The following is a 15,449-nucleotide window of genomic DNA, read 5'->3' on the forward strand; positions in this document are numbered from 1 at the left end:
GTCCAGAACGGGACCGTTCATTCAACCAGTGTGTGTAAGCTGCGTTCGCGGCTCACGTCAGCCTGGCGCGGCACGGCTGCCACCAACGCCAGTTCGATAATTTCCTGCACGCTACAGCCTCGGGAGAGGTCGTGAAGCGGCGCGGCAAGCCCCTGAATTAGCGGCCCAACAGCGCGATAGCCTCCCAGACGCTGAGCGATTTTGTAGCCAATATTGCCCGCCTCCAGCGACGGGAAAATCATCACGTTGGCGCGGCCTTGCAGCGGGCTGTCAGGCGCTTTTTGCGCGGCGACCTCCGGTACGAAAGCGGCGTCAAACTGCAATTCACCGTCCACAAGCAGTTGCGGCGCACGTTCGCGAACGAACTCTGTCGCCTGCTGCACGTTGGCAACATTGGGGTGACGGGCGCTGCCGTTGCTTGAAAATGACAGCATCGCCACGCGCGGCTCTTCGCCGGTAATGGCCCGCCAGGTGTCGGCGCTGGCGATAGCGATATCTGCCAGCTGCGCCGCCGTCGGCTGCGGCACTACGCTGCAATCGGCGAACCCTAATGCCGGGCCGGCATACTGCGGCAGCATCAGGAAAATAGACGACAATGTTTTGCACCCGGGTTGCAGGCCAATCACCCGCAGCCCTGCGCGCAGCACGTTCGCCGTTGACGACAGGTTGCCTGCGATACACACATCAGCCTCACCGGCGCTCACCATGGCGGCAGCGAACATTAGCGGGTCGCTAAGCTTTTCCACTGCGTCCGGCGGCGTTTTTTCTCCGGCACGGGCGAGCCAGCGTTGCGCAAAACGCTGGCGCATACTCAGGTTGCTGTGTGGGTCGATGACCTGAATGCCATCCATCGCCATACGATGACTCAGGGCAAACTGACGCAGCGCAAACGGACTGGCGACCAGAACGGGGCGAGCCAGACCGTACTGTTGCAGGTAATGCGCCGCTTTCAGCACGCGTTCGTCCAGCGCATCAGGAAAGACGACTCTGGCGGGGGCGCGTACCGCCAGTTCGCGGGCGCGTTCAATGATCATGGCTTCTCTCCCAACCGTTGTTGAATTTGGGCGACCGTCAGCGGATGTTTCGCCACGCTCAAAATCATCATCACGTAAACCGTGCTGGAGAGACGGTTCAGCGCCTGTAAAATGTCCGGGCGCAAGACCTCAAAACTACGGGTAATAAACACTTGTGCGGCGAGGGTTTCCGTTTCGCGGACTTTGGTTCGCAGCAGATTAAGCAGCGCCGCATCGCGACCGTGACTGGCCTCCGGCACCAGGTGATCGTGGTCGAGATAGCGCAGCGGCTGGTGGGAAAGCCGATGCAGCTCATCCTCGCTGAGCCCGACGATAGACTGCGCCGCCAGCGGTTCATCTATAGCGTCGGCGCGCATAATGTTGCCCAGCCGCGAGCGGATATCGAAAAGCCACGGCTGCCAGGGTTCCGCCAGTTCGATTTGTAGCCACACGGTCAGCGCGATGGCGCTGTCGAGCGCGGCGCGAAAGCCGAGGCGCGGGTCGCTTTTGGCGACCATTTTGTCCGCCGTCAGATGGGTCAGCGTATCGGGCTTTTTCACCACCGGCTGGCGGCACAGTTCACAGCAGGCCTGTGGGTGCGTATCGCTACTGGTTAAGCCATGTACCGGCTGCGGCTGCTGTTCGTCATCATCGACAAACAGCCTGCCTTGCGGATCCAGAAACTTAATGCGCAGGCGGCGACTTTCCAGCAGTTCCCGGGCCGAGGGCGTCAGTCGTGCATCAGCGGGCAGATGGATCTCCGATCCTTCGCTGAGCGTATGATTCGCTCTGAGCCACGTTTCGGTGATGAAATCGTTCATACGGATTGCCAGTTTGCAGGCCAGGCGACGTACAGAAAGCGCACGGACGTTGGCGTGCCAAATTCAATGCTGGAGCCTTTAGGGATGAACATCACATCTCCGGCTTTGGCAATCATGGTTTCGCCTTCATGGCGTACGTGCAGTTCGCCTTCCAGCACCATGTCGATTTCGTCGTAGTTCAGCGTCCACGGGAAAAAGGCGTTGTCCCACTGCATAAACCCGGCGGCCATGCTGCTGCCATCCTGCTCTGTAACCAGATCGGTTAAGCCGACGCAGTGCGGTTCGGCGCCGTCGAAGCGGCCAAATTTCACGCTGCTGCCGTCAATGACTTTCACGCCGCCTTTACCCGTGACGGAGGTAAAGCTCGGCTGCATCGTCCCCAGTTCCAGCGATTGCTTTTCCTTGAGCACTTTTTCCATCAACTGCGCCACCAGGCTTTCAGTAAACTGCCCTTCCGGGAGCTGCGCGATGATGGCTTCCCGAATGCGCTGGCTTTCGCTTTTACACGCCTGCGCTGATGTGGATGCCGGGACGGACTCGTCGCATTCGGTAATCGTGAAGCCCAGTAGTTCCGCCACTTCGCGAGCCTCCGGGGTAATAATGCTGGCGCGCAGCACTACCGACATCGCCTGTTCGCCGCGGGCGTGGGCCGCACGAATATCGTTAGCTGTGATAAGTTTTTTCACCTGCCTCTTCCTCCTGTTCACTGAGAGCCGCCAGATAATCCACCAACTGCCGCACGCTTTGCGGGTCGTGGCCGTTGAGCTCGAAAATCGGCTCCCGGAACCCAATCTCGCAAAGCAACTGCCGCGTAGCGGCGACGTCGGCATCCGGCATGTCCGTTTTGCTGATAACGGCGATATGTCGTTTACGGGTTCCAACATCCAATAACCCGGCAGGTAAGCGACTTTCTTTATCGTTTGCCGCGTGGACATAAATCAGCGTGTCCACATCCTGCAACGTGGTAATTAAGGCGTGATACCAACGGGGATGGCTAAAATATTCACCCGGCGTATCGATATCGCCATGATCATTAAATTCCACGGCCTGCGTTTTTCTGGCGAGGGAATAATTTCCCCGTAACGCGTTAAAAAGCGTTGTCTTTCCGGCACCGACCGCGCCGACAAAAGCAATACGTTTCATTACCGCCACCAATTAACTTTTTGTTAACTCACACAGGGTAAAGTTTAATAATCGCCCCAGCCCGCTGACCGTCTGTAATAGCGCTTCTTCCACTGCGCCGACGGTGCCATAAATCACCAGCGCGCCGCTAAATCTGTCGAGAAAACCGATGTGTACATCCGCAGCCTTCATCGCTAAATCGCCAGCGATCATGGCCGTTTCCCCCGGCGTTAAGGTCATAATGCCAATCGCGCCAGCATCGGGAACGCCGATCTTTTTCGCCAGTTCTTCACCAGGGTGCGCAATGAGATGCGCCAGCGTGACCTGTTTGCCCGGCACAAATTCCTGAATAATGCGTTCTTTATTCATTGCTCACCGCCTCCACTGAAACTGCCGTCATCGTGGCAATTTTTTGTCGGAGTAAATAACAAAATTCGGCAAGGTGATGTAAAAGGTGAGGTAGATCACTAAGAGGAAGAAAATAAAAGGGACTTCTGTCGAGGGTGTTAACGATAAATATCGTGGTGCATCACATTTTCAGGCGTCATTCTGAATTTAAGCCTGTTCCGAAATAAATACCCACCGGCTATTCTTTGTATTACTACTATTGATAAAAATAATGCGTATCACTCGATTTGTGCATAGTACAGATTCAGTGAAATAAGTAGGGGTAACGCAATAGGTTCCAGAGTATCCCCACCTGAGCCTTTCATGTCATGGCGAAGCCCAGCGGCGCATAAAAAAAGCGCAGGAGAACCTGCGCCAGAAGAGAGAGTAATGCGTTATTAAAGCGGCGTGGTTTGCGCTTCAACTACCGCTAACGCCACCATATTCACGATACGGCGTACAGAGGCGATCGGCGTTAATACATGTACCGGTTTAGACACGCCCATCAGGACCGGGCCGACCGTGACGCCTTCGGAACTGGAGACGCGGAGTAAGTTGTAACTAATGCGGGCGGCTTCCATATTCGGCATCACCAGAATATTGGCGGCTCCCTTCAGCGGGCTATCCGGCATCCGGTCATTACGAATACTTTCCACCAACGCCGCATCACCGTGCATCTCACCGTCAATCATCAGATCGGGCGCTCGTTCGCGTACCCGCTCAAGGGTTTCGCGCATTTTGCTGGCGGACAGCGAATTTGAGGAACCAAAGTTAGAGTGCGACAACAGCGCGACTTTCGGCTCAATACCAAAGCGGCGAACGGTTTCCGCCGCCATTACGGCGATCTCCGCCAACTGTTCCGGCGTGGGATCTTCGTTAACATAAGTATCGGCGATAAAAGTGTTGCCGCTTGGCAGCAGTAAGGCGTTCATCGCCCCTGCCGTATGCACGCCGTCACGGTAGCCAAAGACGGCTTTCACGACGCTGAAATGCTCATGGTAGTCGCCAATGGTGCCGCAGATCATCGCATCCGCTTCCCCACGCTGCACCATGATCGCGCCAATGGCCGTATGGTTGCCGATCATCGCACGCTGCGCCTGTTCCTGAGTTACCCCGCGACGCTTCATGATCTGGTAATACTCGCTCCAGTACTCTTTGAAGCGCGGATCGGATTCATTATTCACGATCTCGAAATCAACGCCCGCTTTGATCTGTAGCCCCAGTTTCTGGATACGCATTTCGATCACGCTCGGACGTCCGATCAGGATGGGTTTCGCCAGCCCCAGGGTGATCAACTCCTGGGTTGCGTGCAGCACGCGCGCCTCTTCCCCTTCCGGCAGCACTACGCGCTTCGGATCTTTGCGTGCCTGCGAGAAGATCGGCTTCATGAACAGGTTGGTTTTGTAGACAAACTCGGTCAGTTTATCGATATAGGCATCAAAGTCAGCAATCGGGCGCGTCGCCACGCCGGAATCCATTGCCGCTTTCGCGACCGCCGGAGCGATTTTGACAATCAGACGCGGGTCAAACGGTTTCGGAATAATGTATTCCGGCCCAAAGCTCAGGTCCTGATCGCCATAGGCCGAGGCCACCACTTCGCTCTGTTCGGCGTGCGCCAGCTCGGCAATCGCACGGACCGCCGCCAGTTTCATCTCTTCGTTGATCGCCGTCGCGCCGACGTCCAGTGCGCCGCGGAAGATAAACGGGAAGCACAATACGTTGTTCACCTGGTTCGGATAGTCGGAACGACCGGTACAGATAATGGCGTCCGGGCGCACTTCTTTCGCCAGCGGCGGCAGAATTTCCGGTTCCGGGTTAGCCAGCGCCAGAATCATTGGCGCGCGGGCCATTTTCTTCACCATCTCCTGAGTCAGCACTTTCGGGCCTGAACAGCCGAGGAAAATATCCGCGCCGTCAATGACTTCATCCAGCGTGCGCTTGCCGCTGTCGTCTACCGCATAGGCCGCTTTGGTCTCCGCCATATTCGGCTCACGGCCTTTGTAAATAACGCCCTTAGAGTCGCACACCACGATGTTGTGCTTTTGCATCCCCAACGCGACCAGCAGGTTCATACAAGCGATTGCCGCCGCCCCTGCGCCGGAGACGACCATCCGCACGTCGGAAATATTTTTCTCTACGACTCGCAGGCCATTAAGAATGGCGGCAGTACTAATGATCGCCGTTCCGTGCTGATCGTCATGGAAAACCGGGATGTTCATGCGCTCGCGCAGTTTCTGCTCAATATAGAAACATTCTGGCGCTTTAATGTCTTCGAGGTTAATGCCGCCAAAGGTCGGCTCCAGCGCTGCGACCACATTGATAAATTTGTCCGGATCAAGCTCATCGACTTCAATGTCAAACACATCGATGCCGGCGAATTTTTTAAACAGAACGCCTTTGCCTTCCATGACCGGCTTGCCGGCCAGCGCGCCAATGTTGCCTAACCCCAGCACCGCTGTACCGTTGGAAATGACCGCGACAAGGTTGCCACGCGCGGTGTATTTGTAGGCTGCCAGCGGATCTTTTTCGATTTCCAGGCAGGGCGCCGCCACGCCTGGCGAGTAAGCCAACGCCAGATCGCGTTGGGTGGCAAGGGGCTTAGTCGGAGAAACCTGAATTTTACCGGGTACCGGAAATTCGTGGAAATCAAGGGCGCTTTGTTTTAACTGCTCATCCATCTTGTTGTTCCTTTCACGTATCGTTCAAAAAGTGACGCGGCCTGGTGCGCCGCACATTATCACCGTACTGCGCAACACAAACTTTGAAGGTCTGCAAACTATCACGACACGGCGCAAGAGTTTGTTATCAACTTATAACGGCCATGTTACCTGCTTATACCAGCAATACCATGCCTGTCTGCTATGCTTTTTGGTTATGTAGTGTATCAATCTTTCAGAAGTGTGAATCAACACACTCATCTAACACTTTACTTTTCAAGGAGTATTTCCTATGAACCAGCTAGACGGCATCAAACAATTCACTACCGTCGTCGCCGACAGCGGCGACATTGAGTCCATCCGCCACTACCAGCCGCAGGATGCCACGACAAATCCCTCTTTACTGTTAAAAGCCGCCGGGCTTGAGCAGTATGGTCATTTGATTGAGGATGCGATTGCCTGGGGGAAAAAACACGGCGGTACGCAGGAACAGCAGGTTGCGGCAGCCAGCGATAAACTGGCGGTTAATTTTGGCGCGGAAATACTGAAAAGTATTCCCGGTCGCGTCTCCACTGAAGTCGACGCGCGGTTATCGTTCGATAAAGAAAAAAGTATCGAGAAAGCACGCCATCTGGTGGATCTCTACCAGCAGCAGGATGTTGATAAATCACGCATTCTGATCAAGCTCGCCGCGACCTGGGAAGGTATTCGCGCCGCCGAACAGCTCGAAAAAGAAGGCATTAATTGCAACCTGACGTTGTTGTTCTCTTTTGCCCAGGCGCGCGCCTGCGCCGAAGCGGGCGTCTATTTAATCTCTCCGTTCGTGGGCCGAATTTACGACTGGTATCAGGCGCGTAGTCCACTGGAGCCGTATGTCGTGGAGGAAGATCCCGGCGTGAAATCGGTACGCAATATCTACGATTACTTTAAACAACATCGCTATGAAACCATCGTGATGGGTGCAAGTTTCCGCCGTACTGAGCAAATCCTCGCGCTAACCGGCTGCGATCGACTGACTATCTCCCCTAACCTGCTTAAAGAGCTGAAAGAAAAAGAAGAACCGGTAATCCGTAAACTGGTGCCTTCCTCGCAGATGTTCCACCGTCCTACGCCAATGACGGAAGCGGAGTTCCGCTGGGAACATAATCAGGACGCGATGGCCGTAGAGAAGCTGTCGGAAGGTATCCGTCTTTTTGCCATTGACCAGCGCAAACTGGAAGACCTGCTTGCCGCCAAACTATAAACCTTGCATGGAGTGATTTATGTCCCGTAAAGACCTTGCCAATGCGATTCGTGCGCTGAGCATGGATGCCGTTCAAAAAGCCAATTCCGGGCACCCCGGCGCGCCGATGGGGATGGCGGATATCGCTGAAGTGCTATGGAACGATTTTCTTAAACATAACCCCACCGATCCAACCTGGTATGACCGTGACCGTTTTATCCTTTCCAACGGTCACGCCTCCATGCTGCTCTATAGTCTGCTGCATTTAACCGGTTATGACCTGCCGCTGGAGGAGTTAAAAAACTTCCGTCAACTGCACTCTAAAACGCCAGGTCACCCGGAGATTGGCTATACGCCCGGCGTTGAAACCACCACCGGACCGCTGGGCCAGGGGCTGGCGAATGCCGTCGGGCTGGCGATTGCCGAGCGTACGTTAGGCGCACAGTTCAACCGGCCGGACCATGAGATTGTCGACCACTACACCTATGTCTTTATGGGCGACGGCTGTCTGATGGAGGGGATCTCGCATGAGGTGTGTTCGCTGGCTGGTACGCTGGGACTGGGCAAACTGATCGGCTTTTACGATCACAACGGCATCTCCATTGATGGCGAAACCGAAGGCTGGTTTACCGACGATACCGCCAAACGTTTTGAAGCCTACCACTGGCATGTCGTACATGACATTGACGGGCACGATCCGGAGGCGGTGAAAAAAGCCATTCTCGAAGCCCAGAGCGTAAAAGATAAACCTTCGCTAATTATCTGTCGGACGGTGATAGGTTTTGGCTCGCCGAATAAAGCCGGGAAGGAGGAGTCGCACGGCGCGGCGCTGGGCGAAGAAGAGGTGGCGCTGACCCGCCAGAAGCTGGGATGGCATCATCCGGCGTTTGAGATCCCAAAAGAGATTTACCGCGCGTGGGATGGCCGTGAAAAAGGCGAGAAAGCGCAGCAGCAGTGGCAGGAAAAGTTTGCTGCTTATGAGAAGGCTTATCCTGAGCTGGCCGCGGAGTTTACCCGCCGGATGAGCGGCGGACTGCCGGAGACATGGGAGTCCGCCACGCAAAAATTTATTAACGACTTGCAGGCTAATCCGGCCAAAATCGCCACCCGTAAAGCATCGCAAAATACGCTCAATGCCTACGGTCCCCTGTTGCCGGAACTGTTGGGCGGATCGGCGGATCTGGCGCCGAGCAACCTGACTATCTGGAAAGGTTCGACCTCGTTGAAAGAGGATCCGGCAGGTAATTACATCCACTATGGCGTGCGCGAATTCGGCATGACCGCCATTGCCAACGGCATCGCCCACCACGGCGGCTTTGTACCGTATACCGCCACGTTTCTGATGTTTGTCGAATATGCGCGTAACGCGGCACGTATGGCGGCCTTAATGAAAGCCCGGCAGATTATGGTCTATACCCACGACTCCATCGGTTTGGGCGAAGATGGCCCGACGCACCAGGCCGTGGAACAACTGGCGAGCCTGCGCTTAACGCCAAACTTCAGCACCTGGCGTCCCTGCGATCAGGTTGAGGCGGCGGTCGGCTGGAAGCTGGCCATCGAACGTCAGCACGGGCCGACGGCGCTGATTCTCTCGCGACAGAATCTGGCGCAGGTGGAACGCACGCCGGAACAGGTGAAAGCGATTGCCCGCGGCGGTTATATTCTGAAAGATAGCGGCGGCAAGCCGGATATCATTCTGATCGCTACCGGATCGGAAATGGAAATTACCCTCCAGGCGGCGGAAAAATTGACTGGCGAGGGGCATAACGTTCGCGTGGTGTCGTTGCCTTCAACGGATATTTTCGATGCGCAGGACGAGGCATATCGCGAATCTGTGCTACCGGCGCACGTGACCGCCCGCGTCGCGGTGGAAGCCGGTATAGCCGACTACTGGTATAAATATGTTGGCCTAAAAGGCGCAATTATCGGCATGACGGGATACGGTGAATCCGCCCCGGCTGACAAACTGTTCCCGTATTTTGGCTTTACCGTGGAAAATATTGTAGAAAAAGCCCGCCGGGTGCTGAACATCAAAGGCTAAGGCGAGCGTTAGCAACACAGACTTTGCGCAGTCTGCAGACCTGTTCTGTAGGCTGTGCAAAATTACTTCGTAGACTCAGGCGCATCTGACTGCCCGATGACGACCTCATCAATGGATTTATGGCACATCAGGCAAAAGGCCTTTTTTTTATGCGCCTGCAATGTTGAATCCCACGCCGCTGATCCGCCTTCTTTATTCACTTTTTCTCTTATCGCCGCCAGCCGATCTATTTCATAATAAGCGCTCAGGCAGCCACAATGGGGGCATAATACGGGGCCATTATTTATTTTCATACTATTTCCTGCTGTGGTGAGGCTCTCGGGTAAAGTAACAATCCTACCGTAACGTAGCAATCTCTATACCATAAATGAAACCTCAATAGGTGTATCCCTATTCTGAAAAGGGGATAACAACCAGGATTCAACGCGTGATCCACAGCGTAGGCCAGGCATCCGGCCCGTGCCAGTTATCGCAGCTCGGTTCTTCGGCATAACGCACCAGACGAAAACGATCGCCATCATAACGCCAGCGCGTCTGGACACCGCAGTCGGTTAACCCCCGCCCTTTCGCCAACGTCACCAGCTCGCGCGTTTTCTCGTCAAAGAAGGCGTTCATCAACTCCATGTCATTACTTTCGACGCCCCGATTAAACGGCAGCCGCAAACGTACGGCGCGCGAGACGAGCGTTTTTTTGCGTGAAACTACCCAGGCGAGATCAATAGTGTTATAGGCGCCGGCTTCGCAGTTAACAATCAATAACGCTTTATCATCCGTCAACGCGCTGACCTGCGTCTCGCGACGCAGAGGGTCAAGCGAACAACGAATGCCGTTTACCCGCCATGCTGCGTAGTCCAGCAGATCGTCGCGTTCTTCCTCACTCAGCGGTACGGGCGTTGGATTAATCACGGCGATCCCCTTTAATGCCGGTGCCGGGGGCACGCTGAGCGGCGGTTCGTTTCCTTTTTCAATCCAGGCGGTTTCGCTGCCCACACGTTTTTGTTGCGCGTCGATAAACAGTAATGCCGCTTTTAATCCCGCCAGCGAAAGCGTCTGAACGCCGTTTTTTAAGGTGATGGCCTGCGCATCCTGAATCGTCTGTAAAAATGCGGTGATGGTGGCAGGATCGCCGGTCATGAGATGCCAGGGCGACACGCGCCAGTGTGGACTGTTGAACGAAAGCGGTTTGCCATCCAGCAATAAGCGAGGCGCAATTGCGGCTTCTTTAGCGTCGGGCGGCGCCAAACCGCCACGATCGATACGCAGTACCGCATCGGTACGCGCCCCGGCGCTGCGGCTTAATGTCATCACCAGCCCATGATGTTCGCCAGTATTGCGCGCTACGCAAAAATTTTGGTTATTGCAGGTGACCTGCCAGTCGGAAAAAGTCCGTTGCGCTGGCGCAGCCCACAGTAGCTGGACCGGCAACAGGCCAAACAGACAAAAAAGAATAACGCGGTAGCGCATGAACGGAACAACCCCAGATTCAGAACAACACAGCTAAGGCGGTATCTTCCTTGCGCGCCTCAGGGTTCTCAATCAGATTTATCGGATTGGTCTTTTTTGTGTAAAGAAATATATTTCTTTTTTTTCAGTCCATTAGATGAGACGTCTGTAAATAGTTAAGCAATAACACGGTCTTACCGTCCCGAATCTCGCCTGAGCGCACCATTTCCAGCGCCCGGGAAAACGGCAGTTCAAGCACCTCAATCTCTTCGTCCTCCACGCCGCCGCCGATGCTGGCACGCTCGCTATCATGATATTCGGCAATGAAGAAATGAATCAGCTCCGTGACGCCGCCTGGCGACATATACAGCTCAAATATCTTGCGTACCTCACCAACGTCATACCCTGTCTCTTCAATGGCCTCTTTACGGATACAGACCTCCGGCTCGTCGTTATCAAGCAGGCCAGCGCAGGTTTCAATTAACATACCGTCTTGATTACCATTGACCCATGTCGCCACGCGAAACTGGCGAACCAGAACCACGGTTTTTTTAGTTGAGTTGTAAAGCAGAATGGTTGCGCCATTCCCGCGATCGTAAACCTCACGCTTGTGACGGATAACCTCGCCATTACGACGGGTCAGGTCATAGATAATGTTGCGCAGAGTAAAATAATTATCAGAAAGAATTTTATCCTTAATAAGCGTAATGGTTTGCGACATGCTGGCTCCAGGGTGTAAAAAGAGCATTAATATTACGCCGTGAGGTCGGTTTTGTCTGCTGAAGGGTTAATCCTTAATGCCGACTGAACGGATGTACAGCCATATTTTTCTGTCACTGCCATGACCATATTCTGCTTCTCCGGGCCGCAGAGTCCATGCTCGCGATATGATTTGACGGCCGGAGTGAGACTGAGGGAATCATCATGAAATTTACTCTCGTTGCGACGGTTCTACTGACGTTTTCCCTTTCAGCTTTTGCCGTTGAGTATCCGGTATTGACCACCGCGAGCCCTGATCAGGTGGGGTTTGATAGCCAAAAACTTCACCGACTTGATGGCTGGATTCAAAATCAAATTGATGCCGGATATCCCAGCATCAATCTTCTGGTGATAAAAGATAATCATATTGTTCTACAAAAAGCCTGGGGCTATGCCAAAAAATATGACGGTTCCACGCTGTTAGCCCATCCCATTCGGGCGACCACTAACACGATGTATGACCTGGCTTCAAACACAAAAATGTATGCCACTAATTTCGCATTGCAAAAACTAGTGTATGAAGGAAAAATAGATGTCAATGATTTGGTATCAAAATATATCCCCGGCTTTAAGGATATGCCTGGGGATAAAATAAAAGGCAAAGATAAACTCCGCATTATTGATATTCTTCATCACGTCGCGGGCTTTCCTGCCGACCCACAATATCCTAATAAAAACGTCGCCGGTAAATTATTCTCACAGAGTAAAAGCACTACTCTGGAGATGATTAAAAAGACACCGCTGGAATATCAACCTGGGTCGAAGCATATCTACAGCGACGTGGATTATATGATTCTTGGTTTTATCATTGAATCGATAACGGCAATGCCATTAGATCGCTACGTCGAAACCACCATTTATAAACCGCTCGGATTAAAACATACCGTCTTTAACCCGCTGATGAAAGGCTTCACGCCGCCGCAAATCGCCGCAACGGAACTACATGGCAACACGCGTGACGGCGTGATTCATTTCCCCAATATTCGCACCAATACACTATGGGGCCAGGTGCATGATGAAAAAGCCTGGTACTCAATGGGCGGCGTTTCAGGACACGCCGGACTGTTTTCTGACACCCATGATATGGCTGTGTTAATGCAAGTCATGCTCAATGGGGGCGGCTACGGTAACGTGAAGCTATTCGACGACAAAACGGTTGCGCAGTTTACTCGCCGCTCGCCAGAAGACGCTACCTTTGGTCTGGGGTGGCGCGTTAACGGCAACGCCTCAATGACCCCAACGTTCGGGGTATTAGCCAGTCCGCAAACGTATGGACATACCGGATGGACCGGAACGCTGACGTCTATCGATCCGGTTAATCATATGGCGATTGTGATTTTAGGTAACAGGCCGCACTCGCCGGTAGCAAATCCTAAAGTGAATCCGAATGTTTTTGTCAGTGGATTATTACCTGCGGCGACGTATGGCTGGATTGTTGACCAGATATATGGTTCCTTAAAATAAAAATTAAGAGCCTGTCCCACCAGGCGTTATTGGCGCAGCCAGTTTGGACACGGACAGCGCGCAAAAACCGGAGCGTACACGTAGTACGTGAGGTTTGACTCGCTACGCTCGCCCTTCGGGCCGCCGCAAGCGGCGTTCAAAACGCTAACGCGTTTTGGCGAGCACTGCCCAGGACCAAAATGGCAAGTAAAATAGCCCTAATGGGATAGGCTCTAAGAAGGGATTCTGATAGCGTCCCTTCCTTCAATTTACACTCTATTTTCAATACTAAGATTGGCCTCATCAGGCCTGTTAAACGTCGACCCGACGGGAAAATGTTTATCGCAGGGCGTCCAGCCCTGCGAGCGTCAACATTTCTGCAAACGGAGTAAGGTTAGCCAATAAGTTTAAGATTTTTTATCACTCAATCATTTAACCGTTCCAGGCCTTAACCGGCCTACAAATACGCTTATTTAGCTAACCAGTCGAGTATCCCCTGCGCGGCATGTCGGCCTTCTGCCATCGCCGTCACCACCAGATCGGCGCCGCGCACCGCATCGCCGCCGGCGAAAATTTTCGGGTTGGACGTCTGGTAACGAAACTCGCTCTCGACGCTGGCGGCAATACGTCCCCAGTTATCCACCTTCACGCCATGCGATTCCAGCCACGACATACCATGCGGATGAAAACCAAACGCCATAATGACCGCATCCGCCGGCATCACGAACTCGCTGTCCGGTACAGGTACCGGGCGGCGTCGCCCCTGACCATCCGGTTCGCCAAGCCGCGTACGCAAAAAGCGAATACCGCTGGCGCGCCCGTGCGTATCCAGCACCAACTCAACCGGCTGAACGTTAAATTCAAAGTTCGCGCCCTCTTCCCGCGCGTTTTTCACCTCTTTTTTCGACCCCGGCATATTGGCCTCATCGCGGCGATAAGCGCAGGTGACGTTGGCTGCGCCATGACGCAGCGCCGTACGTACGCAGTCCATTGCGGTGTCACCGCCGCCCAGCACAACCACGTTAAGACCCGCAGTATCAATAAACGGCTCGTCAGGCAACGCCGGAAGCCCCATCACCTGTTTGGTATTGGCGATGAGGAATGGCAACGCGTCATATACCCCCGGCGCGTCTTCATTCGGTAAATCAGCCTTCATGGAACGATAGGTTCCTACCCCGACAAAGACGGCGTCATAACTCTCCAGCAGCGTCTCCAGAGAAATATCTTTCCCTACTTCGCAGTTAAGCTCGAAACGAATCCCCATCGCGCTGAAGATCTCCCGACGGCGCGCCAGCAGAGATTTATCCAGTTTGAAAGCCGGAATACCGAAGGTGAGCAAACCGCCGATTTCCGGATGGCGATCGTAGACGGTGGCGCTTACGCCATGGCGCGCCAGCACGTCAGCGCAGGCAAGACCTGCCGGCCCCGCGCCGATAATCGCCACGCGCTTGTCGCTCTTCTGTACGTCCGACAGGTTGGGACGCCAGCCTTTGCTCAGAGCGCGATCGGAGATATAGCGCTCAATGTTGCCGATGGTAACCGCGCCATACTCATCGCGGAGTGTACACGCGCCTTCGCATAGCCGATCCTGCGGACAGACGCGCCCGGTAATTTCCGGCAGACAATTGGTCTGGTGGGAAAGCTCTACCGCCGCATCAATATCGCCAGCTTTCACCAGTTCGATCCACTGGGGAATATGGTTATGCAGCGGACAGGTCCATTCGCAGATACTGTGTTCCCCGCATGTGAGGCAGCGGGCCGCTTCACGCTCCGCCTGCGCGGCGCGAAACGGCAGATAAATTTCCTCAAAGGTGGTTTTACGCGCTTCAATCGCCAGTTTATCCGGTTCGCCGCGCGGCGGCGTCGCCTGCATACGCTCGGCTTTGCTGCTTGCTGTCCCACTGTGTTGTGTATCCACGGTATGCCAGGGGCGAATCTCCTGCCGGGCGGTACGCAGCCGTCGCGTTTTAGCCAGACGGGTCAACGAGTCTTCGGTGACCAGTTGCAGCGCATCCGCCGGGCAATTTTCCACGCAGGCCGGACCCTGTTCACGTCCCTGACACAGATCGCATTTATGCGCGCTGGCTTTGAACTGGTTTGGCGCGACGGGCGTTAATACCATCTGCATGGTGCCGAATGGGCAGGCGACGACGCAGGATTTACAGCCGATGCACTTCTGCGCATTGACCTGCACGCTGTCGTTAATATGCGCGATCGCGCCGTTCGGACAGCTACGGGCGCAGGGCGCATCTTCGCAATGGTGACATGTGACCGCGCTGCGCTGGTGCTGATGTTTAATGACAGTAATTCGGGGCTGATAGCGCTGTGACGTCAGGACATGTCGCTCATCATTGTGAGCCATTACGCAGGCGACCTCGCAGGCATGGCAGCCCAGACACTGCTGGCTATTGGCCATAATAAAACGATTCATGGCATCCTTCTGTTTTGGTTGTAAAAACCTTATTCTTTATATGAGCATTGTTATTAACTGACGAAGGCGGGGTCGGCAATGTTCATCTGCCCAGGAAGCACAACTATCTG

Annotated in this window: 13 protein-coding genes; 3 read left to right on the forward strand and 10 right to left on the reverse strand. The window is 54.2% G+C overall.

From position 1 onward, the window contains the following. Nucleotides 1–17 precede the first annotated feature (17 nt). From pta to maeB, 6 genes are all read right to left on the reverse strand, one after another. Nucleotides 18–1,034 carry a phosphate acetyltransferase gene (pta, locus tag ACH0VJ_RS14825; protein ID WP_000582925.1) on the reverse strand — a complete coding sequence of 339 codons (1,017 nt, stop codon included), beginning with the start codon at nt 1,032–1,034 and terminating at the stop codon, nt 18–20. Beyond that, the gene (eutT, locus tag ACH0VJ_RS14830; protein WP_000997657.1) at nt 1,031–1,834 is read right to left on the reverse strand and encodes an ethanolamine utilization cob(I)yrinic acid a,c-diamide adenosyltransferase EutT; all 804 of its coding nucleotides are present in this window, start codon (nt 1,832–1,834) and stop codon (nt 1,031–1,033) included. The genes pta and eutT overlap by 4 nt, the downstream gene beginning before the upstream one ends. Then, a complete protein-coding gene (gene eutQ, locus ACH0VJ_RS14835) occupies nt 1,831–2,520 on the reverse strand; it encodes an ethanolamine utilization acetate kinase EutQ (RefSeq protein ID WP_000733867.1) in 690 nt (229 codons plus the stop codon). Before eutQ ends, eutT begins: the two co-directional genes overlap by 4 nt. Beyond that, nucleotides 2,498–2,977 (reverse strand): ethanolamine utilization acetate kinase EutP, encoded by a 480-nt coding sequence (gene eutP, locus ACH0VJ_RS14840; RefSeq protein WP_000820751.1) that lies wholly within the window; start codon nt 2,975–2,977, stop codon nt 2,498–2,500. Before eutP ends, eutQ begins: the two co-directional genes overlap by 23 nt. Nucleotides 2,978–2,989: 12 nt before the next feature. Continuing rightward, nucleotides 2,990–3,325: an ethanolamine utilization microcompartment protein EutS gene (gene eutS, locus ACH0VJ_RS14845; RefSeq protein ID WP_001031445.1), complete on the reverse strand. Its 336-nt coding sequence runs from the start codon at nt 3,323–3,325 to the stop codon at nt 2,990–2,992. A gap of 416 nt (nt 3,326–3,741) precedes the next feature. Beyond that, nucleotides 3,742–6,021 (reverse strand): NADP-dependent oxaloacetate-decarboxylating malate dehydrogenase, encoded by a 2,280-nt coding sequence (gene maeB / locus ACH0VJ_RS14850; RefSeq protein ID WP_000344299.1) that lies wholly within the window; start codon nt 6,019–6,021, stop codon nt 3,742–3,744. A gap of 271 nt (nt 6,022–6,292) precedes the next feature. Between maeB and tal the strand changes: the two genes are divergently transcribed. Together tal and tkt are read left to right on the forward strand one after the other, a co-directional pair. Beyond that, entirely contained in the window at nt 6,293–7,243 is a 951-nt protein-coding gene (gene tal, locus ACH0VJ_RS14855; protein ID WP_001072435.1) for a transaldolase, read from the forward strand. A gap of 19 nt (nt 7,244–7,262) precedes the next feature. Beyond that, on the forward strand, nt 7,263–9,263 hold the full coding sequence (gene tkt, locus ACH0VJ_RS14860; RefSeq protein WP_000087331.1) for a transketolase: 2,001 nt from the start codon (nt 7,263–7,265) through the stop codon (nt 9,261–9,263). 62 nt (nt 9,264–9,325) lie between these two features. Here tkt and ACH0VJ_RS14865 read toward each other — a convergent pair whose 3' ends face one another. The 3 genes from ACH0VJ_RS14865 to nudK all read right to left on the reverse strand — a co-directional run bounded on the left by ACH0VJ_RS14865 (nt 9,326) and on the right by nudK (nt 11,427). Beyond that, on the reverse strand, nt 9,326–9,556 hold the full coding sequence (locus ACH0VJ_RS14865) for a hypothetical protein (RefSeq protein WP_000700635.1): 231 nt from the start codon (nt 9,554–9,556) through the stop codon (nt 9,326–9,328). A gap of 127 nt (nt 9,557–9,683) precedes the next feature. Continuing rightward, a complete protein-coding gene (locus tag ACH0VJ_RS14870; protein ID WP_001270672.1) occupies nt 9,684–10,727 on the reverse strand; it encodes a DUF1176 domain-containing protein in 1,044 nt (347 codons plus the stop codon). A 124-nt stretch (nt 10,728–10,851) separates the two neighbouring features. Further along, complete coding sequence (nudK, locus tag ACH0VJ_RS14875; RefSeq protein WP_000084031.1) at nt 10,852–11,427, reverse strand: GDP-mannose pyrophosphatase NudK; 576 nt, start codon at nt 11,425–11,427, stop codon at nt 10,852–10,854. A gap of 203 nt (nt 11,428–11,630) precedes the next feature. Here nudK and pbp4b point away from each other — a divergent pair, with 203 nt between their 5' ends. Next, on the forward strand, nt 11,631–12,929 hold the full coding sequence (pbp4b, locus tag ACH0VJ_RS14880; protein ID WP_000673293.1) for a penicillin binding protein PBP4B: 1,299 nt from the start codon (nt 11,631–11,633) through the stop codon (nt 12,927–12,929). 448 nt (nt 12,930–13,377) lie between these two features. Here pbp4b and aegA read toward each other — a convergent pair whose 3' ends face one another. Then, nucleotides 13,378–15,339 carry a formate-dependent uric acid utilization protein AegA gene (aegA, locus tag ACH0VJ_RS14885; protein ID WP_001078940.1) on the reverse strand — a complete coding sequence of 654 codons (1,962 nt, stop codon included), beginning with the start codon at nt 15,337–15,339 and terminating at the stop codon, nt 13,378–13,380. Nucleotides 15,340–15,449: the final 110 nt, after the last annotated feature.

The organism is Salmonella sp. 2020_1459 (assembly GCF_043847915.1).
GTDB lineage: Bacteria > Pseudomonadota > Gammaproteobacteria > Enterobacterales > Enterobacteriaceae > Salmonella > Salmonella enterica.